20 protein-coding genes are annotated in these 21,049 nt (G+C 73.4%); 13 read left to right on the forward strand and 7 right to left on the reverse strand.

The features are described 5' to 3' along the window. The 3 genes from FQY64_RS13215 to FQY64_RS13225 form a co-directional block, all read right to left on the reverse strand. Positions 1-193: hypothetical protein (locus FQY64_RS13215; RefSeq protein WP_222431791.1), on the reverse strand; the 193-nt coding region annotated here is incomplete at its 3' end. Positions 194-233: 40 nt separating this feature from the next. Further along, positions 234-1,136: a hypothetical protein gene (locus tag FQY64_RS13220; protein WP_146474966.1), complete on the reverse strand. Its 903-nt coding sequence runs from the start codon at positions 1,134-1,136 to the stop codon at positions 234-236. A 122-nt stretch (positions 1,137-1,258) separates the two neighbouring features. Continuing rightward, positions 1,259-1,468 (reverse strand): YdcH family protein, encoded by a 210-nt coding sequence (locus FQY64_RS13225; RefSeq protein ID WP_146474968.1) that lies wholly within the window; start codon positions 1,466-1,468, stop codon positions 1,259-1,261. Between the two features lie 67 nt (positions 1,469-1,535). On the opposite strand from FQY64_RS13225, the gene ttcA reads away from it, so the two are divergent. From ttcA to FQY64_RS13240, 3 genes are all read left to right on the forward strand, one after another. Then, positions 1,536-2,441, forward strand: a complete 906-nt coding sequence (gene ttcA / locus FQY64_RS13230) for a tRNA 2-thiocytidine(32) synthetase TtcA (RefSeq protein ID WP_146474970.1) — start codon at positions 1,536-1,538, stop codon at positions 2,439-2,441. Positions 2,442-2,543: 102 nt separating this feature from the next. Beyond that, positions 2,544-3,449 carry a recombination-associated protein RdgC gene (locus FQY64_RS13235; protein ID WP_146474972.1) on the forward strand — a complete coding sequence of 302 codons (906 nt, stop codon included), beginning with the start codon at positions 2,544-2,546 and terminating at the stop codon, positions 3,447-3,449. A 63-nt stretch (positions 3,450-3,512) separates the two neighbouring features. Beyond that, entirely contained in the window at positions 3,513-4,304 is a 792-nt protein-coding gene (locus FQY64_RS13240) for a YgjP family zinc-dependent metalloprotease (protein WP_146474974.1), read from the forward strand. A gap of 72 nt (positions 4,305-4,376) precedes the next feature. Here the strand turns inward: FQY64_RS13240 and FQY64_RS13245 are convergent, their stop codons facing one another. Both FQY64_RS13245 and hemH read right to left on the reverse strand, forming a co-directional pair. Continuing rightward, entirely contained in the window at positions 4,377-5,243 is an 867-nt protein-coding gene (locus FQY64_RS13245; RefSeq protein ID WP_146474976.1) for an alpha/beta fold hydrolase, read from the reverse strand. Further along, positions 5,240-6,220, reverse strand: a complete 981-nt coding sequence (gene hemH, locus FQY64_RS13250; protein WP_386112844.1) for a ferrochelatase — start codon at positions 6,218-6,220, stop codon at positions 5,240-5,242. Before hemH ends, FQY64_RS13245 begins: the two co-directional genes overlap by 4 nt. A 127-nt stretch (positions 6,221-6,347) precedes the next feature. Here hemH and FQY64_RS13255 point away from each other — a divergent pair, with 127 nt between their 5' ends. From FQY64_RS13255 to tatC, 4 genes are all read left to right on the forward strand, one after another. Then, a complete protein-coding gene (locus FQY64_RS13255) occupies positions 6,348-7,211 on the forward strand; it encodes a lipid-binding SYLF domain-containing protein (protein WP_146474981.1) in 864 nt (287 codons plus the stop codon). A 75-nt stretch (positions 7,212-7,286) separates the two neighbouring features. Next, positions 7,287-7,505 (forward strand): Sec-independent protein translocase subunit TatA, encoded by a 219-nt coding sequence (gene tatA / locus FQY64_RS13260; RefSeq protein WP_146474983.1) that lies wholly within the window; start codon positions 7,287-7,289, stop codon positions 7,503-7,505. Positions 7,506-7,526: 21 nt separating this feature from the next. Next, complete coding sequence (gene tatB, locus FQY64_RS13265) at positions 7,527-8,195, forward strand: Sec-independent protein translocase protein TatB (RefSeq protein ID WP_146474985.1); 669 nt, start codon at positions 7,527-7,529, stop codon at positions 8,193-8,195. Beyond that, complete coding sequence (gene tatC, locus FQY64_RS13270) at positions 8,176-8,961, forward strand: twin-arginine translocase subunit TatC (protein ID WP_146474987.1); 786 nt, start codon at positions 8,176-8,178, stop codon at positions 8,959-8,961. The genes tatB and tatC overlap by 20 nt, the downstream gene beginning before the upstream one ends. A gap of 52 nt (positions 8,962-9,013) precedes the next feature. Here the strand turns inward: tatC and FQY64_RS13275 are convergent, their stop codons facing one another. Both FQY64_RS13275 and FQY64_RS13280 read right to left on the reverse strand, forming a co-directional pair. After that, the gene (locus FQY64_RS13275) at positions 9,014-9,883 is read right to left on the reverse strand and encodes a BPSS1780 family membrane protein (protein WP_146474989.1); all 870 of its coding nucleotides are present in this window, start codon (positions 9,881-9,883) and stop codon (positions 9,014-9,016) included. A gap of 42 nt (positions 9,884-9,925) precedes the next feature. After that, positions 9,926-10,645: a glutamine amidotransferase gene (locus tag FQY64_RS13280; protein ID WP_146474991.1), complete on the reverse strand. Its 720-nt coding sequence runs from the start codon at positions 10,643-10,645 to the stop codon at positions 9,926-9,928. A gap of 129 nt (positions 10,646-10,774) precedes the next feature. Here FQY64_RS13280 and glyQ point away from each other — a divergent pair, with 129 nt between their 5' ends. From glyQ to FQY64_RS13310, 6 genes are all read left to right on the forward strand, one after another. Next, positions 10,775-11,686 (forward strand): glycine--tRNA ligase subunit alpha, encoded by a 912-nt coding sequence (gene glyQ, locus FQY64_RS13285; protein ID WP_146474993.1) that lies wholly within the window; start codon positions 10,775-10,777, stop codon positions 11,684-11,686. Beyond that, complete coding sequence (locus tag FQY64_RS13290; protein WP_146474995.1) at positions 11,683-11,865, forward strand: hypothetical protein; 183 nt, start codon at positions 11,683-11,685, stop codon at positions 11,863-11,865. Before glyQ ends, FQY64_RS13290 begins: the two co-directional genes overlap by 4 nt. Positions 11,866-11,936: 71 nt before the next feature. Beyond that, positions 11,937-14,051 carry a glycine--tRNA ligase subunit beta gene (glyS, locus tag FQY64_RS13295; RefSeq protein ID WP_146474997.1) on the forward strand — a complete coding sequence of 705 codons (2,115 nt, stop codon included), beginning with the start codon at positions 11,937-11,939 and terminating at the stop codon, positions 14,049-14,051. Between the two features lie 146 nt (positions 14,052-14,197). Further along, positions 14,198-15,961 (forward strand): autotransporter assembly complex protein TamA, encoded by a 1,764-nt coding sequence (locus tag FQY64_RS13300; protein WP_146474999.1) that lies wholly within the window; start codon positions 14,198-14,200, stop codon positions 15,959-15,961. Then, positions 15,958-19,782, forward strand: coding sequence for a translocation/assembly module TamB domain-containing protein (locus FQY64_RS13305; RefSeq protein WP_229814972.1), 3,825 nt, complete (start codon positions 15,958-15,960; stop codon positions 19,780-19,782). The genes FQY64_RS13300 and FQY64_RS13305 overlap by 4 nt, the downstream gene beginning before the upstream one ends. A 78-nt stretch (positions 19,783-19,860) precedes the next feature. After that, complete coding sequence (locus FQY64_RS13310; protein ID WP_146475001.1) at positions 19,861-20,727, forward strand: NAD(P)-dependent oxidoreductase; 867 nt, start codon at positions 19,861-19,863, stop codon at positions 20,725-20,727. Positions 20,728-21,049 lie beyond the last annotated feature (322 nt).

Raw genomic sequence — 21,049 nt, forward strand, 5'->3', positions numbered from 1 at the left:
GGCGCGCGGGCAGCGTGCGCGGCGCGTCGGCCGCGGCGATCGGCAGCTCGGTCTGGGCCGGGTCCGTCTCGCGCGGGGACGCCGCCGCGTGCGCAGGCTCGTCCGCCGCCGGCCCGACGTCCGGCGCCTGCGGCTCGCGGCCGGCGCGCGGCGGCTCGGGATCCGGAAACGGCAGGGAAGTCTGGTTCGGCATCGGCCGAATTATGCCTGCTCGCCGCCGCAGGGCCGGCGCGTCAGCGCGATGCGGTCACGGTCGGGGTGCGTTCGGCTTCCCGCTGCGCGCGGCGCACCAGATCGGCCGGATACCACTGCCCGTCGCGGCGTTCCAGACGCAAAGTGCCCTCGACCACGCGCCCGGCGAGGCGGTAGCGCACCCGCACGCGGGCGCTGTCGCCGTGCTGGTCGAGCGGCAACGTCTGCAGGCTGTCGAGCGCCGCATCCAGATCGAGCGCGTAATGCCGCGCCAGCACCTGCTTCAGGCGCTGCACGAACGGCTGCAGGCGGTGCAGGCCGCCTTCGAGACCGGCCTGGCGCAGCATCGCCGGATCGCGCAGACCGGTCAGCCGCGCGCCGGCGACGAGCTGCGGGATCGCCTCGCGCGCGCGTGCCGGATCGCCCAGCGGCGCCTGCTGCCCCCAGGCGGTGAGCGCTTCGATCAGGCGCATCGCGTGCGCGCGTTCGTCCGGCCCGTAGTCCTCGCTGGCGGCGACGTAGCGGGTGGCGAACAGGCCGAGCGTGGTGGCGGCCGAACGCAACTCGCCGTGCGCGCCGGCGAACTGCCGACGGTATTCGGCCAGCAGGGTCTTCTCCGCGCCCGGTTGCGCCAGCGTGGCCACCATCGAGGGCAGTTGCGCGTGCAGCGGCAGTTCGGTCAGCGGCCACAGCGTGCGGCCCTCGCGCCAGGCGGCATCCAGCCGCGCGTGCAGATCGGGCGGGACCGCATGGCGCGCGTAGGCGGCCAGATCGCCGCGACGCAGATCGTCGGCGAGCCGGCGCACCGCCGCTTCCGGCGAGCGCGGCGCCACGTCCGCGTCCGTACCGCCGCCGGCGCAGGCGGCAAGGCCGAGGAGCGCCGCGGCGGCGGCGATCCGCAGCCGTCCGGCGGTCCGGCGCAGGGTCGGTTGGAGGCGAGGCATGGCGGCTCCCCAGTCGCTGCCGGCATCTGGCCACAACGTGCGCGACGCCACAACCGCCGCGGGCGCGACCTCGCGCACGGAATCCGCGTCGGCGCGCATCGGCGCGAGCGGCGATGCGCGCGCTACGCCGGCTCGTCGGGAATGAGCATCGATTCCAGCCGCGCGATGCAATCCTTCAGCAGCAGCTTGCGTTTCTTCAATCGCCGCAGGGTGAGCTGGTCGGCGGCCGGATCGAACGCCAGACGGTCGATCGCCGCGTCCAGGTCGCGGTGCTCGACCCGCAGTTCGGCGAGCCGGCGGGCGATGAACGCGGGATCATGAACGTCGCTCATGACCGCAGCTTAGCGCGCCCCGTGCGCGCCGGCGCGGTGGCGGGCGTGGCGTAGAATGCCCGCCCTCATGACCACCGTCCTGCCCCTGCCGGAACCCGCGCCGCACGTTTCGCGGACGAAGCGTCGCGCCCACGAGCACAACAGGCTCGCCAAGCGCCTGCGTCATCAGGTCGGCCGCGCGATCGCCGACTACGGGATGATCGAGGACGGCGACAAGGTGATGGTGTGCCTGTCCGGCGGCAAGGACAGCTACACCCTGCTCGACGTCCTGCTGCAGTTGCAGAAGAAGGCGCCGGTGCGCTTCGAGCTGGTGGCGGTGAATCTCGACCAGAAGCAGCCGGGCTTCCCCGAGCACGTGCTGCCGCAGTATCTCGAGGCGATCGGCGTGCCGTACGCGATCCTCGAACAGGACACCTATTCGGTGGTCAAGCGCGTGGTGCCGGAAGGCAAGACCATGTGCTCGCTGTGCTCGCGCCTGCGCCGCGGCGCGCTGTACAGCTATGCCGAGCAACACGGCTTCACCAAGATCGCGCTCGGCCACCACCGCGACGACATGGTGGCGACGTTCTTCCTCAACCTGTTCTTCCACGCCAAGCTCTCGGGGATGCCGCCGAAGCTGCTGTCGGACGACGGCCGGCACGTGGTGATCCGCCCGCTGGCCTACGTGCGCGAGGACGACATCGTCGAATACGCGGCGATCAAGGGCTTCCCGATCATCCCCTGCAACCTGTGCGGCTCGCAGGAGAACCTGCAGCGCAAGCAGGTCAAGAAGATGATGGACGCCTGGGAGCGCGAGTCGCCCGGCCGCATCGAGACCATCGCGCGCGCGCTCGCCGACGTGCGGCCCTCGCAGCTCGCCGATCCGAAGCTGTTCGACTTCCTCGCGCTCGGTCGCCGCGGCGACGGGCCGTTGCCGGACGCGCACGCCTGGCTCGCCGGCGGTGCGCGGCCCGACGACGACGGCGAGGCCTGAGCGCCGGCGGCGCCGTCGTCGCCACGGCCGGGCCGCGCGATCGCGACGCGCGTTCGCGCCCGAGCAATCCCGAATCCCCTCCCGAATCCCGAATCCCCCTCGATGTTCTTCCGCAACCTCACGCTGTTCCGCTTCCCGTCCGCGCTGGACGTGAGCGATCTCGATGCCGGCCTGGCCGAATGCGCGCTCAAGCCGGTCGGCCCGCTGGAGCTGTCCTCGCGCGGTTTCGTCTCGCCGTTCGGCCGCGACGGCGAAGTGCTCTCGCACCGCGTCGGCGAGACGGTGTGGCTGGCGGTCGGCGGCGAGGACCGTCTGCTGCCGGCCTCGGTGGTCAACGACCTGCTGGCGCGCCGGGTCGAGGAGATCGAACGCAAGGAAGGCCGCCGTCTCGGCGGCCGCGCGCGCAAGCGCCTGAAGGAGGACCTGGTCACCGAGCTGATGCCGCGCGCGTTCATCCGCCCCAGCCGCGTCGATGCGCTGCTCGACCTCGGGCACGGCGTGGTCGCGGTCGACACCTCCAGCCGCAAGGTCGGCGAGAGCGTGGTCAGCGAGATCCGCCGCGCGCTGGGCAGCTTTCCCGCGCTGCCGCTCAACGCCGAAGTGGCGCCGCGCGCGGTGCTCACCGGCTGGGTCGCCGGCGATCCGCTGCCGGAGGGCCTCGCGCTCGGCGACGAATGCGAGCTGCGCGATCCGGCCGACAAGGGCGCGGTGGTGAAGTGCCAGCGCCACGAGCTGCAGAGCGAGGAGATCGGCAAGCATCTGGAATCCGGCAAGCAGGTCACGCGGCTGGCGCTCACCCTCGACGATCACGTCTCCTTCGTGCTGGGCGAGGATCTGGTGATCCGCAAGTTCAAGCTGCTCGACGGCGCCGTGGACCAGCTCGAAAGCACCGAGCGCGAGGATCTGCGCGCGGAGCTCGACGCCCGCTGCGCGCTGATGGCGGGCGAGCTGAAGCGTCTGTTCGGCGTGCTGGAGCGCGCGCTGAAACTCTCGAAAGCCGAGAGCTGAATCGGTTCGACGGCGCGCGCGGTTTCGCTTGGAGTTGACACCCGCGCGCGCGATGCTGGTTGCATGTCCCCCACACCCTCGTTGCGACATTTCCGCGCACGCACGCCGCGTGCGCTCGAACGCGATGCGATCACGGTGCGTCTGGACGACGGGCGCGACGTCGACGTGCTGCGCGTGCGCGATCCGCGCGCGCGCCGGATCAAACTGTCGGTGAGCGAGCGCGGCGTGCGGCTGACGCTGCCGCCGAGCGTGAGCCTGCACGCCGGCGATCGGTTCATCGAGACGCATCGCGACTGGCTCGGCCGGCAGATCCTGCGCCACGTGATCGACGATGCGCCGTGCCTGGAGGCGGGCGCGACCGCGGAACTGCCGTTGCGCGGCCGCGCGCTGCCGGTGCGCTGGGAGACGGGCCGTTACACCCGCGTGCGGCAGGACGGCGAGGCGCTGGTGTTCCAGGCGCCGGCGTCGGCGCGCGGCGCCGCGCTGCAGCGCGCGCTGCGCGACTTCTACGAAGGCGAGGCGCGCGCCGACCTCGGCCGCTGGCTGCCGCGCTACGTCGTCGGCCTGCCGCGCGCGCCGCGCCGGATCCAGTTCAAGGTGCTGTCCTCGCTGTGGGGATCGCTGTCGCCGGACGGCGCGGTGTCGCTCGATCTGGCGCTGGTGCTCGGCCGCCCGAGCGCGTTCGAGTACGTGCTGGTGCACGAGCTCTGCCACCTGATCCACCACAACCACTCGCGTCGCTACTGGCGCGAGGTCGAGGCGCGTTTTCCGGCCTGGCGCGAGGAACGCGCCTACCTGCACGCCGAAGGACGCCGCTTGAAGGCGACGCTGCGCGCGCTGCTGGGCAAGGATTAGCGCTCCGCCTAGGAACGGCTTCAGCCGCGACGCGAAACGCCCGCCATGCCCGCATGGCGGCTGAAGCCGCGGCTACGGGCGGCTGCGTTCGTCATCCAGGAAGTCGCCGATCGCCGCCGCCACCGCCTGCGGCTGCTCCATGTGCAGGTGATGGGTGCCGGGCAGCACGACGAGCTCGCCCCGCTTCAGACGCGCGAAGCGCTCGCGGCGCAGGGTTTCCGGGAAGTACGGCGGCGCGGGATCGGCGAACACCGCGCGCACCGGGCACTCGATGTGCGCCAGCACGTCGGCCACCTGCGCCTCGGTCAGACGGAACGCGGTCGGCGTGGTCAGCCGCTGCGCGCTGCTCCAGACCCAGCCGCCGCCGTCCTCGCTGCGACGCATGCCGCGTTCGACCAGCAGGCGCGCCGCGGCCTCGCCCAGCTCGTTGGCCTGCATGCGCGCGCGAACCGCGGTGTCGAGATCGGGAAACACGCGCAGGCGCTTGTGGCGCACCGCGCGCTGCGCCGCGATCGCTTCGCGCAGGCGCGGCGTGGTGCGCTCGAGCGTGTCGGCGAGCGCGCCCAGCGCCTCGATCGCCACCAGCCGGGTGACGCGCTCCGGCGCCGCCGCGGCCAGTACGCTGGCGATGCCGGCGCCCATCGAATGCCCGAGCAGCGCGAAGCGCGCCCAGCCGAGGGCGTCGGCGGCATCGAGCACCGCGTGCAGCGCGTTGGTGAGCGAGTACTCGGCGCCGTCGGGCAGATGCGCGCTGCGGCCGTGGCCGGGCAGATCGAGCGCGACCAGGTCCAGTCCCTGCAGATGCGCGGCCAGCGGCACGAAGCTCGCGGCGTTGTCGAGCCAGCCGTGCAGGGCGAGCACCGGCGCGCCGCCCGGCGGGCCGAGGCGCAGCGCGGCGATCTCGCCGAGCGGCGTCGGCAGGCGCAGCTCGACGCTCATCGCCACCCGTCCAGCGTCCGCCGCGCCAGCTCCGCCAGCGCGTCGGCGTGCGCCGGCGCGGCGTTGAGGCAGGGGACGTAGCGCAGCGCCCCGCCGCCGCGCGTGCGGAACAGCGCGGCGTTCTCCACCGCGATCTCCTCCAGCGTCTCCAGACAATCGACCGCGAAACCGGGACAGGCGACGTCGACCGTGCGCACGCCCTCGCCGGCGAGGCGTTCGAGCGTGCGGTCGGTGTACGGTTGCAGCCATGCCTCCTTGCCGAAGCGCGACTGGTAGGTGTGCAGCACGAACCCGCGCGGCACCTCCAGCGCCGCCGTCAGCGCGGCGGTGGTCGCCTCGCACTGGCGCGGGTAGGGGTCGCCGGCGTCGGCCACCCGCTGCGGGATGCCGTGGTACGACAGCAGCAGGCGTTCGCCGCGGCCGTGCTCGGCCCAGTGCGCGCGGATGCTGGCGGCGAGCGCGGCGATCCAGGCCGGTTCCTCGGCGTATTGCTCCACCAGCCGCGTCGTCAGGCCCGAGCGCGCTGCCGCGACCGCATCGGCGACCGAGGCGGTGGTCGTGGTCGAGTACTGCGGGTAGAGCGGCAGCACCAGCACGCGGTTGATGCCCTCCCCGCGCAGCCGCAGCAGGGTGCCGCGGATCGTCGGCTCGCCGTAGCGCATCGCGAACGCCACCCGCGTCTGCGGCAGGCGCGCCTGCACCGCCTCGGCGAGCGCGCGCGTGTGCACCAGCAGCGGCGAACCGCCGTCCATCCAGATCTGCGCGTACTTGCGCGCCGCCTTCGGCGCGCGCAGCGGCAGGATCACGCCGTGCAGCAACGGCCACCACAGCCAGCGCGGGATCTGCACCACCCGCGGATCGCCGAGGAACTCGGCCAGGTAGCGCCGCACCGCCGGTGCGGTGGGCGCCTCGGGCGTGCCGAGGTTGACGAGCAACACCGCGCTGTCGGCGCGCCGGGCGGACGGATCGGTCATCATGGGCATAGGATGACAGCGCGGCGCGTGCGCTGCAGATTGCCGGGCCGGCGCCCGCCCGGTTGTCCGCGTATTCATCGCCCCGCCACTAGCCTGAACCCTCGTTCATCGCCCCGCTCCGGAGCCTCGCATGCCCGTCTCCCGCCGCCTCGCCGCCCTTGCCCTGCCGTTCGCGCTCGCGGTGGCGACCGCCGCCGTCGCCGGCCCGGCCGAGGACGAGCGCGCCCGCAACGCCGTGCGCGTGCTGACCGACATCCAGGCGATCCCGGAGTCGGCCATTCCCGACAAGCTGCTCGACGAGGCGCGCGCGATCGTGGTCGTGCCCGACACGGTCAAGGTCGGGCTGGTGGTCGGCGGGCGCCGCGGGCACGGCCTGCTGGCGGTGAAGAACGCCGACGGCACCTGGTCGAACCCGAGCTTCGTCACCCTGACCGGCGGCAGCGTCGGCTTCCAGGCCGGCGTGCAGTCGGCCGACATCGTGCTGGTGTTCCGCGGCGAGCGCGGGCTGGATTCGATCGTCAACGGCAAGCTGACGCTCGGCGCCGACGCCGGCGTCGCCGCCGGCCCGCTCGGCCGCAACGCGGCCACCGCGACCGACGGCCAGTTGAAGGCCGAGATCTGGTCGTGGTCGCGCGCGCGCGGGCTGTTCGCCGGCGTCGCGCTTGACGGCGCGGTGCTGTCGATCGACGACGACGCCAACCAGGCCGTCTACGGCGCCGGCACCACCCCGCGCATGATCTTCGAGGGCCGCGCGCCGCAGCCGGCGTCCAACGCCATCGTCGATTTCCGCGACCGTCTGGAGGAAGCGACCGCGCTGGCGCGCGCGCGCCGCGGCGACACCGTGCCCGCCGTCCCGCCCGTGCCCGCCGCGCCGGCGACCGCGCCCGCAGGTGCGGCGCAGACGCAGCCGCTCGCGCAGCCGGCCCCCGCCGAGCCCACGCCGCAGCCGTTCGAGACCGTCGAGAGCCCGACCAAGGTCGAGCCGCTGCCCTGACGGACGCGCCGTCACACAGCGGCCGGCGGACGCTGCGTTATCCTTCGATCCCTCCTTCCCACCGCGAGCCATCCCATGGGCAGTTTCAGCATCTGGCACTGGCTGATCGTGCTGGCGGTCGTCGTGCTGATCTTCGGCACCAAGCGTCTGCGCAACATCGGCCAGGATCTGGGCGAAGCCGTCAAGGGCTTCAAGAAGGGCCTCTCGGAGGAGGACCAGAAGCGCCTGCGCGACGAGCGCCGCAGCGAGGAAGCGCAGCGCAGCGAGACCAACCGCGACGAGCAGCCGCGCTGACATCGGACGCGGGACGCTCCGATGTTCGATCTCGGCTTCTCCGAGCTGCTGGTGATCGCGCTGGTGGCGCTGGTGGTCCTCGGCCCGCAGCGTCTGCCCAAGGCCGCGCGGTTCGCCGGTCTGTGGGTGCGCCGGGCGCGGGCGCACTGGTATTCGGTGAAGTCCGAGTTCGAGCGCGAGATCGCCGACGAGGAACTGCGCCGCACCCTGCACGACACCCGCGCGCGGTTCGACAGCGCGGCGGCGGACCTGCGCGCCGACATCGACGACGCCGAACGCGCATTGCGCGCGCAGACCGAGAGCATCCAGCGCAGCGTGCGCGGCGACGGCGCCCGAAACGACGATGCCGCCGCCGCGCTGCCGGCTGCCGCGGCGATCGCGGAGGCGCGCGGACAGGCCGCCGGGCGCGAGGACGCGCAGGACTGGACGCCCGAGGAGGTGCCGATTCCCGAGGAGGCGCTGATCGAGCGCCCGTCGATCACCACCGAGCCGCCCGACGCCTTCGAGGACGACGACGAGGCCGAGGCGGCCGGCGCGCCGCTCGAGCGCCCTGCGCCGCCGGCCGCACCGCCCGCCGGCACCGCCGATGCCCCGCCCGCCGCGTCCGCCCCGCCCGCCGGCGCGGCCGATGCCGCCCCCGCCGCTCCGCCTTCCACCCCTTCCGCCGACCATGACGCAGCGCGACGTTGACCCGGACGCCAACGAGCCGCGCCTGATCGACCATCTGATCGAGCTGCGCGGCCGGCTGCTCCGCGGCGCGGCCGGGCTGGTGCTGGCGCTGGTGGCGTTGCTGCCGTTCGCCAACCGGCTGTACTCGTGGCTGGCGCAGCCGCTGCTGGAGAAGCTGCCGAAGGGCAGCCAACTGATCGCGGTGGAGGTCGCCTCGCCGTTCTTCGCGCCGATCAAGCTCGCCTTCTTCGCCGCGCTGCTGCTGTCGGCGCCGTGGCTGCTGTACCAGGCGTGGGCGTTCGTCGCTCCCGGCCTGTACCAGCGCGAGAAGAAGCTCGCGCTGCCGCTGCTGGTATCGGCCGTCCTGCTGTTCTACGCCGGCGGCGCGTTCGCGTACTTCCTGGTGCTGCCGACCGTATTCGGCTTCCTCACCAAGGTGGCGCCGGCGGGCGTGGCGATGATGACCGACATCAACGCCTACCTCGATTTCGTGCTGGTGATCTTCCTCGCCTTCGGCGCCAGCTTCGAGCTGCCGGTGGCGCTGGTGATCCTGGTGCTGCTGGGCTGGGTGACGCCCGCGCAGCTCAGGGAGGCGCGCGGCTACGCGGTGGTCGGCATCTTCGTGCTGGCGGCCGTCATCACCCCGCCGGACGTGGTCTCGCAGTTGATGCTGGCCATTCCGATGTGCCTGCTCTACGAGGCCGGCATCATCGCCGCGCGGCTGCTGGCGCCGCGCGAGGCCGCCGACAAACCGGCCGCGACCGACGACCCGAAGCGCGGCCTGTAGGAGGCTTCAGCCGCGACCGAAGCCGCTCCAGCGGCGCCCGCGGGCGCGCGGCTCAGACCTCGATGCCGGCGCCGGCCGAAGGCGCCACCGCTGCCGGTGCCGGGCCCAGCATCGCCTTCCAGGCGAAATACATCGCGCTGGTCATCACCGGCATCAGCACCGCCATCATCACCAGTTGCACCACGACCAGCATCGCCAGATCGCCCGCGATCGCGCGCACGACCAGGCCCAGCACCGTGGCGCCGACGTTCAGCGCCACCACCGCGATCACGGCGAGCAGGAAGAACACCGCCATCGCGCCGAGATTGCGCAGGCAGGCGCGCACGCTGCGACCCATCGAGGCGAACAGGCGCACGTCGCCGAACATCATGTCGGGCACCGACGTGAAGGTGAAAAAGCCGGCGACCACGCCGACCACGATCGCAAGCGCGAACCATGCCATCAGCCGGCCGAGCGGCAGTTGCGCGACCAGCGCCGGGTCGGGATTCACCTGGCCCTGCAGCTTTTCCACGGTCTGCGCCATGTCCTGCAGGCCCTGCGGCCCGAGCATGGCGATCAACAGCGCCGCCAGCACCAGCATCGCCACGAACTGCGGAATCAGCGTGCCGATCAGGCGCCCGGCTTTGCCCTCGCGCACGCCGCGCAGCAGGTGCGCGGGCGTAGCGCCGCGGCCTTCGTCGACCTCGCGCGCGGCGAAGATCATGCCCGCCAGCAGCAGCGGGCCGATCAGCACGAACGCGAGCTGCAGCGTCATGCCGAGCGCGCTCTGCCCGTGTTGCGCGGCCAGCGAGGACAGCAGGCCCAGCGCGCCGAAGATGATTCCGAGCGTGCCCAGCCCGAACGGCGAACGCTTCAGCAGGCGGAAGCCGTCGAGCAGCCATTCCGCGCCGGCGCTGGCGGGGACCTTGCGGATGTCGTTCATGGGGTCGGGAAGTCCTCGGTGATCGGAAGGGAGGCGCGGGCGTCAGCGGCGCGAGCGCGCGTGGCGCACGAACCGACGCAGCACGCGCCGCGCGTGCGGGGCGGCGCTGACGCCGCGCTCGGTGGCGTGCGGGTCGAGGCCCTCGCGGTGCAGCGCCTCGCGCCGCGCGCGCACGTAGCCGCGCATGTGGCGCGCGCTGAATTCGGGGTGGAACTGCACGCCCCAGGCCGAATCGCGCCAGCGGTACGCCTGGCAGCCGTCGCGCGCCGAGCGCGCCAGCACCACCGCGCCCTCGGGTGGACGCGCCACCGTCTGCAGGTGCGTGGCCTGCGCCGGGAAGCGCGCCGGCAGGCCGGCGAACAGCGGATCGTCGGCCGCGTGCGGATGCAGTTCGACGTGCACCGTGCCCATCTCGCGACCGGCAGGGTTGTCGCGCACCTCGCCGCCGAGCGCGTGCGCGATGAGCTGGTGGCCGTAACAGATGCCGAACAGCGGCAGGCCCTCGTGCGCGCGCTCGCGCAGCCATTCGGCAGCGCGCTCGCTCCACGGCGCGCGCTCGGTGACCATCGCCGCCGAGCCGGTGACGATCACGCCAGCGAAGCCGTGCGGACGCGGCAGCGGTTCGCCCTCCTGCACGTCGATCACCACCGCCTCGTCGCGGTGCAGACCGGCGGCGACGCGGATCCAGTGCGGAAAGCCGCCGTGGCGGCGCATCGAATCGACCGGGCGGCCGGTCTGCAGGATCAGGAACGGAGGGGTCACGGCGGTCGCGAAGCTGGGGCACGGAAGGAACGCCGCGCGCCCGCGATCGGCGTCGAAACCCGCGTCGCGCCGGCCGGGCACGGACATCCCCGCGGCTATACTAGCGCGCTTCGCGAGAGCCCACGGACCATGGCGGCCCCCACCTTCCAGGAACTGATCCAGCGCCTGAACGCCTACTGGGCGGAGCAGGGCTGCGTGCTGATCCAGCCGCTCGACCTCGAGGTCGGCGCCGGCACCTTCCACCCGGCCACGTTCCTGCGCGCGATCGGCCCGGAGCCGTGGAACGCCGCCTACGTGCAGCCCTGCCGCCGGCCCACCGACGGCCGCTACGGCGAGAACCCCAACCGCCTGCAGCGCTACTACCAGTACCAGGTGGTGATGAAGCCGAATCCGGACGACATCGTCGAGCGCTACTTCGGCTCGCTGAAGGCGCTCGGCATCGATCCGCAGGTGCACGACCTGCGCCTGGTCGAGGACAACTGGGAATCGCCGACGCTCGGCGCCTGGGGGCTCGGCTGGGAAGTCTGGTTGAACGGCATGGAAGTGACCCAGTTCACCTACTTCCAGCAGGCCGGCGGCCTCGAGTGCCGGCCGGTGATGGGCGAGATCACCTACGGCCTCGAGCGGCTGTGCATGTACCTGCAGAACGTCGACAACGTGTTCGACCTGGTCTGGACCCACGGCCCCGACGGCACGCCGGTCACCTACGGCGACGTCTACCACCAGAACGAGGTCGAGCAGAGCGCGTACAACTTCGAGCACGCCGACACCGCGGTGCTGTTCGGCCGCTTCGACCAGTGCGAGGCCGAGGCGCTGAAGCTGATCGAACTCGGCCTGCCGCTGCCGGCCTACGACCAGGTCTGCAAAGCCTCGCACACCTTCAACCTGCTCGACGCCCGCCGCGCGATCAGCGTCACCGAGCGCCAGCGCTACATCCTGCGCGTGCGCCGGATCGCGCAGGGCGTGGCCGAGGCGTACCTCGCGCAGCGCGAGAAGCTCGGGTTTCCCGGATTGCACAAGACCGGCAGGGAAGCGGCATGAGCGACCCGATCACCCTCCAGCTCGGATTCGGCAGCTTTCTGTTCGGCATCTTCTGCGCGTACTGGGCGCAGACGACCGGACGCAACCCGTGGCTGTGGTTCGCCTGCGGGTTCCTGTTCTCGCCGATCACCGGGCTGGTGCTGTTGTGGAAGAACCGTACGCGTCAGCCCGCCCGCTGACGCTCGCTGTCGCCCCGTTCCGAACCTGACCGCCTTGCGCGGCGTTCCCCCCTCGCGACCCACTGCTCCCCATGACCGACATCAAACCGCTGCTGATCGAACTGGGCACCGAGGAACTGCCGGTCAAGGCGCTGCCGGGCCTGGCGCAGGCGCTGTTCGACGGCGTGCTCGCGGGCCTCGAAAAGCGCGGCATCGCGTTCGAGCGCGGGGAGGCCAGGCCGCTGTTCACTCCGCGCCGGCTCGCGGTGCGGCTGCCGGCGGTGGCGGTGCGGCAGCCGGAGCAGCGCAGCGAGGTGCCGGGGCCGTACCTCAACGTCGCGCTCGATGCCGACGGCCAGCCGACCCGCGCCTTGCTCGGCTTCGCGCAGAAGGCCGGCGTCGAGTGGACGCAGCTCGAACGCGCCCGCGACGGCAAGGGCGAGCGCTTCGTGCATCGCGCGGTCAAGCCCGGCGCGGCGACCGCCGCGCTGCTGCCGGAGATCCTGCGCGAGGCGGTCGCGGCGATGCCGATTCCCAAGCCGATGCGCTGGGGCGCGCACGAGCACGGCTTCGCGCGTCCGCTGCACTGGCTGGTGGTGCTGTTCGGCGGCGAGGTGGTCGAGGCCGAGCTGCTGGGCGCGAAGAGCGACCGCATGAGCCGCGGCCATCGCTTCATGCACGACAAGCCGGTGTGGTTCAGCAGCGCCGACGACTACGTCGAATCGCTGCGCGCGGCGAAGGTGCTGGCCGATCCGGACGAGCGCCGCGCGCGCATCGTCGCCGAGGTCGAGGCCGCCGCGCGCGAGGCTGGCGGACGGGCGCGCATCGATCCGGGCATCCTCGAGGAGGTCAACGCGCTGGTCGAATGGCCGAAGGCCGTGCTGTGCAGCTTCGAGCGCGAGTTCCTCGCGGTGCCGCAGGAAGCGCTGATCGCCACCATGGAGGCGAACCAGAAGTTCTTCCCGGTGCTGGATGCGGACGGCAGGCTCGGCGAGCGCTTCGTCGGCATCGCCAACATCGAGTCGCGCGATCCGGCCGAAGTGCGCAAGGGCTACGAGCGCGTGATCCGCCCGCGCTTCGCCGACGCCAAGTTCTTCTTCGTCGAGGACCTCAAGCAGGGCCTGGTGGCGATGAACGAGGGCCTGAAGACGGTCACCTACCAGGCCAGGCTCGGCACCGTGGCCGACAAGGTCGCGCGCGTGGCCGCGCTGGCGGAGGCGATCGCGCCGCATGCCGGCGTCGATCCCGCGCTCGCGCGTCGTGCCGCGCTGCTGTCGAAGGCCGACCTGCAGTCGCGGCTGGTCAACGAATTCCCGGAACTGCAGGGAATCGCCGGCCGCTACTACGCGATGGCCGATGCCGCGCTCGCCGATCTGTCGTTCGAGCAGCGCAGCGCGCTCGCCGCGGCGCTGGACGAGGCGTACATGCCGCGGTTCTCCGGCGATGCGATCGCGCCGTCGAAGCTGGGGCAGGTGCTGGCGATCGCGGAACGTCTGGACACGCTGGCCGGCGGCTTCGCGGCGGGATTGCAGCCGACCGGCAACAAGGACCCCTTCGCGCTGCGGCGCAATGCGCTGGGGTTGGCGCGCACCCTCGTCGAGGGTCAACTGGAGCTGGACCTGCGGACTGCGCTGGAGGCGGCGTCGCGGCAGATCGGTGCGGCGGGCAAGGAGGGCGCGCAGGCGTCCGCCGACGTCGAGGGGCTCTACGACTTCGTGCTCGATCGCCTGCGCGGCTACTACACCGACACCGGCGTGCCGCCGCAGCAGTTCGAAGCGGCGGCGGCGCTGCGCCCCGCCTCGCTGCTCGATTTCGACCGCCGCCTGCGCGCCATCGGCGAATTCGCCCGCCTGCCGGAAGCCGAGGCGCTGGCGGCGGCCAACAAGCGCATCCGCAACATCCTGCGCAAGGCCGATGTCGCCGTGCCGGAGGCGGTCGATCCCGCGCGCTTCACCGAGGATGCGGAACGCGCGCTCGCGCAGGCGGTCGATGCGGCCATCGCCGACACCGATCCGCTGCTCGCCTGCCGCGACTACGTCGCCGCGCTCGCCCGCCTCGCCGCGCTGCGGCCGCAGGTCGATGCGTTCTTCGACAAGGTGCTGGTGAACGCCGAGGACATGGCGGTGCGCGCCAACCGCCTCGCCCTGCTCAAGCGCCTCGGCGACCGCCTCGGCAGCGTGGCGGCGATCGAGCATCTGTCGCTCTGAGCCGGCGGCGCGGCTCCTGCAGCATCGCGGCCGCAGGCGAAGGCGGCCACCACCATCCCCTCCCAAACCCTCCCTTGAAGGGGAGGGCTTCTCGTCGGCGAGCGCCGTTGCGAGGGGCTAACGCGAACGCCCGTTATCCTGCGTCGATGCCCCGACTGCGCGCATTCCTGACCATCGCCCTGCTGCTGGCCTGTGCGCCGGCGTGGGCGGCGCGCGTCAATGCGGTGCACATCCGCGGCGTGGACGAGGCGATCGAGGAGAACGTGCGGGTCGCGCTGTCGCTGGTGGATGCGATCGGGCGCGAGGTGCCGGAGCGGCGGCTGGAGTACCTGCTGCGCGTGGCCGAGGACGAGGCGCGCGCGGCGCTGGAGCCGTTCGGGCGCTACTCGCCGACGATCACGGTGACGCCGGTGCAGCGCGCGGACGGCAGCCACGAAGTGACGCTCGCGATCGATCCCGGTCCGCCGGTGCGCGTGCGTCGCTCGACGGTGGCGATCGAAGGCGAGGGCGCGCGCGACCGGTATCTGCGCGAGGAAGTCGATGCGTTCCGCCCGCGGACCGGCGAGGTGTTCGACCACGCGGTGTACGAGGCGAGCAAGACCCGCATCACCCGCAGGCTGGCCGAGCGCGGCTACTTCGATGCCGACTTCCTCGCCCGCCGGGTCGAGGTCACGCGCGCCGCGGCCGCCGCCGACATCGACCTGCGCTGGGACAGCGGCGAGCGCTACGACATGGGCGCGATGACCTTCGTGCAGACCCCCCGCCGCATCGTGCGCGAGGATCTGCTGCGCAAGCTGGTGTACTGGGACGAAGGCAGCTACTACCACCAGGGCAAGCTGGACCGCTTCCGCGAGTCGCTGGCGCGGCTGGACTACTTCAGCCGCATCGACCTCGAGCCGCGCCCCGAGGACGCGGTCGACAAGCGCGTGCCGGTGACGGTCACGCTGACGCCGGCGCGCCGCGACGTCTACACCGCCGGTCTCACCTACGGCACCGACAGCGGCGCGGGCGTGCGGCTCGGCTTCGAGCGGCGCTACGTCAACTCGCGCGGGCACAAGGCGCTGGCGCAGGTCGACTGGGCCGAGCGGCGCAAGACGCTGACCGTGCAGTACCGCATTCCCGCGTTCGCCTGGCTGGACGGCTGGTACACGTTCAGCGCGCAGGGCGCCGACGAGCAGACCGACTACGTGGACACGCGGCGCATCGAGTTCGTCGCCGCGCGCAGCGGGCAGATCTCGCGGCAGTGGACGGCGACCGCCTCGCTGCACGCGCTGCGCGAACGCTGGCGGCTGTACACGCTGCGCGCGGCGGTGCCGCTCGACGCCTACCGCTACGCCACCTACACGTATCCGGCCCTGCGCGCGGAATACGTCGATGCCGACGACCGCGTGTTCGCGCGCAACGGCGTCGGCTTCACCGGCACCGTGCGCGCGGGCGTGCAGGGGCTGGGCTCGGATGCCGACTTCGTGCAACTGCACGGCGAGGCGCGCTGGTTCCGCGGCCTCGGCGAACGCAGCCGGCTGATCGCGCGCGGCGAGCTCGGCCGCACGTTCACCGACGCGCTGGTCGATCTGCCGCCGAGCCTGCGCTTCTACGCCGGCGGCGACCGCAGCATCCGCGGCTACGGCTGGCGCGAGGTCGGGCCGCGTTTCCTCGATTACGCGCTCGGCGCCAAGAACGTGGTCACCGCCTCGCTCGAGTTCGAGCATTACCTCGAGAACGGCTGGGGCGGCGCGGTGTTCGTCGACACCGGCGATGCGTTCGACGGCACGCCGAGCTTGCGCACCGGTGTCGGCGTCGGCCTGCGCTGGCGCTCGCCGGTGGGGCCGGTGCGAATCGACATCGCACGCGGGCTGGACGATCCGGACAACCCGTTCCAGCTCCACCTCAACATCGGAGCCGATCTGTGAGCGCGCCGGCGCCGACGCCGCAGGAGCGCGAGGCGCGCATCGCCGAGCTGCGCGCGCGGCGGCGGGCGCGGATGCGCTGGTTGGCGCTGCGCGGCGCGCTCGGCGTCGGCCTGCTGGCGACGGCGGCGGCGCTGCTGCTGGTCTGGCTGCTGACCACGGTGGCCGGGCGCGATGCGCTGCTGGCGCAGATCGTCGCGCGCCTGCCTGCCGGGGCGAGTCTCACCTGGCGCGCGGCCGAAGGCCCGGCCTCCGGCCCGCTGACCCTGCGCGGCGTGCGCTTCGCGCATGGCGGAACCGAGTTCGTCGCCGAGGAGGTGATGCTCGATCCGGCGCTGCGGCCGCTGCTCGGACGCACGCTGCGGCTCGATGCGCTGCGCGTGCGCAATGCGCGGCTGACGCTGCCGGAAAGCGAGGAGCCGTTCGAGCTGCCGCGCTGGCCGGAGTCGCTGCCGGCGATCGAGCCGCCGCTTTCGCTGCAGGCCGACGACGTGCGCATCGATGGCCTGCGCGTGTACCGCCTGGCGCGGCCGCTGATTGCGATCCGCCGCCTGCGCGGCGGCCTCGACGCACGGCGCGGCCGCCTGCACGTCGAGCATCTGCGCATCGACAGCGACCGCGGCCGCTTCGCGCTGCACGGCGATTACGTGCCGGCGGACGACTACCGCATGGACTTCGTCGCCACCGCCGTGCTGCCGGCCGCGCCGCCGCGCACGCCGCCGCGGCTGGGGATGATCGCGCGCGGCGATGCCGCGCGGCTGGACGTCGGCCTCGGTGGAGCGCTGCCCGGTCCGCTGCGGGCCACGCTGACGCTGCGGCCGGGCCGCGCGCCGGACGCGCCGCGCTGGTCGCTAAAGGCACGCACGGACGCGTTCGACCCGGCGCTGTTCGATCCGACGGCGGAGCCCGCGCCGACGCCGTGGCGCGCCCGCGTCAGCGCGCAAGGCGAAGGCGGCCGCGCGCGCGTGCAGGGCGAGGCGGCGCAGGGCGAACTCGCATTCGTGCTGCATCCCTCGCAGCTCGCGCTGGAGCGGCAGCGGCTCGACGTCGCGCCGCTGCGGCTGGGCGTGCTCGGCGGCGAGGCGACGCTGCGCGGCTGGGCGGATTTCCGCGATCCCGCGCGCCGCCGGTTCCGTTTCGCGGTCAACGCGCGCGGGCTGCGCTGGCAGGGCCGCGAGCAGCCGGTGGCGGTGGTGGCCGATGCCGATTTCGGCTTCGCCGGCACGCTCGAACGCTGGGCCGCGATCGGCAACGCGCGCCTGCAGCGCGGACGCGACCGCGCGAGCGTGCGCTTCGACGGCCGCGGCGACACCGCGCGCGTCGCGCTGCGCTCGCTGCGCGCCGACACGCGCGGCGGCACCCTCGTCGGCCACGGCGAGCTGGCGTGGTCGCCGCGGCTGGCGTGGACGTTCGATGCGAACCTGGCCGGTTTCGATCCCGGCTATTTCGCGCCCGACTGGCCGGGCGCGCTCGCCGGCCGCGTGAGCACGCGCGGCGAGCGCTTCGACGATGGCCGGCTGCGCGTGGACGCCGACGTGCCCGAACTGCGCGGCCGCCTGCGCGGACGTGCGCTGGAGGCGCGCGGCCGCCTGGCGATGCGCCCGGCGAAGGGGGCGGGCCACGACTACGAAGGCGAACTCGCGCTGCGCATGGGAGACAGCCGCGTCGACGCGCGCGGACTCTACGCGCGCACGCTCGACGTCGATGCGCGCTTCAGCCCGCTGCGCCTGGCCGATCTGCTGCCGCAGGCGGGCGGCGAAGTGCGCGGCACCCTGCGGCTGCAGGGCGCGCGCGACGCGCCGGACGTGCGCGCCGAACTCGCGGGCAGCGCGCTCGCCTGGAACGCGTGGCGCGCCGAGCGCGTGCAGGCGCGCGGCCACCTGCCCTGGCGCGGCGACGGCGGCGCGCTGCGGGTGGATGCGGCGGGCGTGCGCGCCGGACTGCCGTTCGAATCGCTGATGCTGGACGCGCGCGGTGCGGTGGAGAACCTGCGGCTGTCGGCCGAGGCGCAAGGCGAGGCCGGTGCGCTCGCGCTCGAAGGCGTGCTGCGGCGCGACCGCGCGCGCTGGCAAGGCACGCTGGGCGCGCTGCGGCTCGCGCCGCCGAAGGGCGCGCGCTGGCGGCTGGAGGCGCCGGCGGCGTTCGCGTGGCGCGGCGCCGGGGTGTCGCTCGCGCGTGCGTGCCTGGCCTCGAGCGCGGGCGGCCGCGTGTGCGCGCAGGCCGACTGGCCGCGCCGCGGCGTCGATGTCGAAGGTGCGGGGCTGCCGCTGGCGCTCGCCGAACCCTGGCTGCCCGAGCGTGAGGACGGCGGCGCCTGGCACCTGCGCGGCGAGGCGGCGTTCGAGGCGCGGCTCGTGCCGGTGCGCGGCGGCTGGCGCGGCGAGGCGCGCCTCACATCGAACGACGGCGGCGTGCGGCTGGGCGAGCGCGCGCGGCGCGAGCTGCTGGCCTATCGCGAGCTGCGGCTGGACGTGGATGCCACGCCGCAGCGCGTGCAGGCCACGCTCGCCGCCGCGCTCGACGACGGCCGCATCGACGCCCGCCTCGCCACCGGCTGGGACGCCTATGCGCCGCTGTCGGGGGAAGTCAGCGCGCGCACGGACGCGATCACCTGGATCGAGCTGTTCTCGCCGGACATCGTCGATCCGCAGGGCCGGCTGGACGCGCGACTGCAGCTCGCCGGCACGCCGGCGCAGCCGCGGCTGGGCGGGTTCGCGCGGCTGTCCGCCTTCACCGCCGAACTGCCCGCGCTCGGCCTGGTGCTGCGCGAGGGCGAGGTACGCCTCGATGCCGCGCCCGACGGCAACGCGCGCATCGCCGGCCGCGTGCGTTCGGGCGAGGGCGTGCTGCGCGTGGACGGCACGCTCGGCGGGCAGGGCGAGGCGCCGCTGCAGCTCGAGCTGCGCGGCGAGAACGTGCTGCTCGCCGACACCCGCCAGGTGCGCGCGATCGCCACGCCCGACGTGCAGGTGCGCTACCGGCCCGGCGAGCCGCTGGAGGTGCGCGGCCGCGTCGGCGTGCCGAGCGCGCGGCTGGATCTGGAACGGCTCGACGAGGGCGTGGCGACCTCGCCCGACGTGGTGGTGCTCGATCCGGTCAAACCGCGCGCGCGCGCCGGCGCCGGGCTCGACCTCGACCTCGTGCTCGCGCTCGGCGAGGACGTGCGGATGGACGGCTTCGGCCTGGAAGGCGAGGTGACCGGCGAGCTGCGCGTGCGCCAGCGCCCCGGCCGCGAGATCGTCGGCCACGGCCGGCTCGAGGTCGACGGCCGCTACACCGCCTACGGCCAGAAGCTCGACATCACCCGCGGCGTGCTGGTGTGGTCGGGCGGTCCGGTCGCCGATCCGCTGCTGGACATCCGCGCCGAACGCGAGGTGGGCGAGGTCACCGCCGGCATCCGCGTCACCGGGCGCGCGTCGGCGCCGCAGGCGGAGGTGTGGTCGGATCCGGCCAGCTCGCAGTCGGAGGCGCTGGCCTATCTCGCGCTCGGCCGCCCGCTCGCCTCGCTCACCGGCGAGGAGGGCCGCCAGCTCGACGCCGCCAGCGCCGCGCTCACCGCCGGCGGCAGCCTGCTGGCCTCGCAGATCGGCGCGCGCATCGGCCTGGACGATGCCGGCGTGATGCAGAGCCGCGCGCTCGGCGGCCAGGTGTTCGGCGTCGGCAAGTACCTGTCGCCGAAACTGTACGTGGGCTACGGCGTTTCGCTGCTCGGCACCGGGCAGGTGCTGACGCTGAAATACCTGCTGCGGCGCGGCTTCGAGATCGAGATCGAATCGAGCACGGTGGAGAACCGCGCCTCGATCAACTGGCGCAAGGAACGCTGATCGACGAGGCCTTGTCCCGCTTCCGCCGGCGCCGCGGAATGGGCACCATCAGCCGCCTTCCGCAGCGCGAACGCACACATGAGCGAACTCCAGGTCGGTTTCATCGGGCTCGGCGCGATGGGTGCGCCGATGGCGGGGCATCTGCACGCGCGCGGGCGGCTGCGCGTGGTCGGCAACCGCACGCTGGCCAAGGCCGAGGCGTTCGCCGCCGGCGCGGCCGGGGTGCAGGTCGCGCGCGCGCCGGAGGCGTTCGCCGGCTGCGACGTGGTCGCGCTGTGCGTGTCGTTCGATGCCGACGTGCTGGAGAACGTGCAACGGCTTGCGGCCGTGCTGAAGCCGGGGGCGGTGGTGGTCGACCACTCCACCGTCGCGGTGGACACCGCGCGCCGTTCCGCCACGATGCTGGCCGAACGCGGCATCGCCTTCCTCGACGCGCCGGTGTCGGGCGGCGTCGAGGGCGCGCGCAACGGGCGGCTGTCGGTGATGGTCGGCGGCGATGGCGAGGGGCTCGAACGCGCGCGTCCCGTGCTCGAGGCGTATGCGGCGCGCATCAGCCACATGGGCGGCACCGGCGCGGGCCAGGCGACCAAGGCGGTGAACCAGGTGCTGGTGGCCGGCATCAACGAGGCGGTGTGCGAGGGGCTCGCGCTCGGCGAGGCGCTCGGCCTCGATGCCGAACGCCTGCTGCCGACGCTGATGGCCGGCGCGGCCGCCAACTGGTTCCTCGACAAGCGCGGCGCGACCATGCTGCGCGACGAGTTCACGCCCGGCTTCAAGTGCGCGCACATGCTGAAGGACTTGCGCATCGTGCAGGCGATCGCGCGCGAGGCCGGCGTCGGCCACGCCACCATCGATCAGGCGCTGGCCGATTACGCGGCGCTGGTCGAACGCGGCCAGGGCGATGCCGACACCTCGGCGCTGATCACCCTCAAGCGGCCGCGCTGAAACGCGGCGCGGTCGTGGCCGCGTACGAGCGTCGTGAACCCCTCCCCCTGCTTGCTGGGGGGTGAGGCGGGCCTGCCTGCGCGGCACTGCCGCGCGGCCCGCCGAACGCCCGCGTGACTGGCGTCGTGGGAACTCCTCCCCCTGCTGGCAGGGGGAGGTTGGGAGGGGGTGAAGCGGTCGCCGACCGACGCGGGACCACCGACGCAACCCCACCCCACCCCACCCCTGCACGCAGGGGAGGGAGTCCGCCACGCGATGGCCAGACATGAACCCCTCCCCCAGCTTGCAGGGGGGTGAGGCGGGCCGGGCTGCGCGGGGCCGC

It is taken from the genome of Vulcaniibacterium thermophilum, from assembly GCF_007923255.1.
Classification (GTDB): domain Bacteria; phylum Pseudomonadota; class Gammaproteobacteria; order Xanthomonadales; family Xanthomonadaceae; genus Lysobacter_F; species Lysobacter_F thermophilum.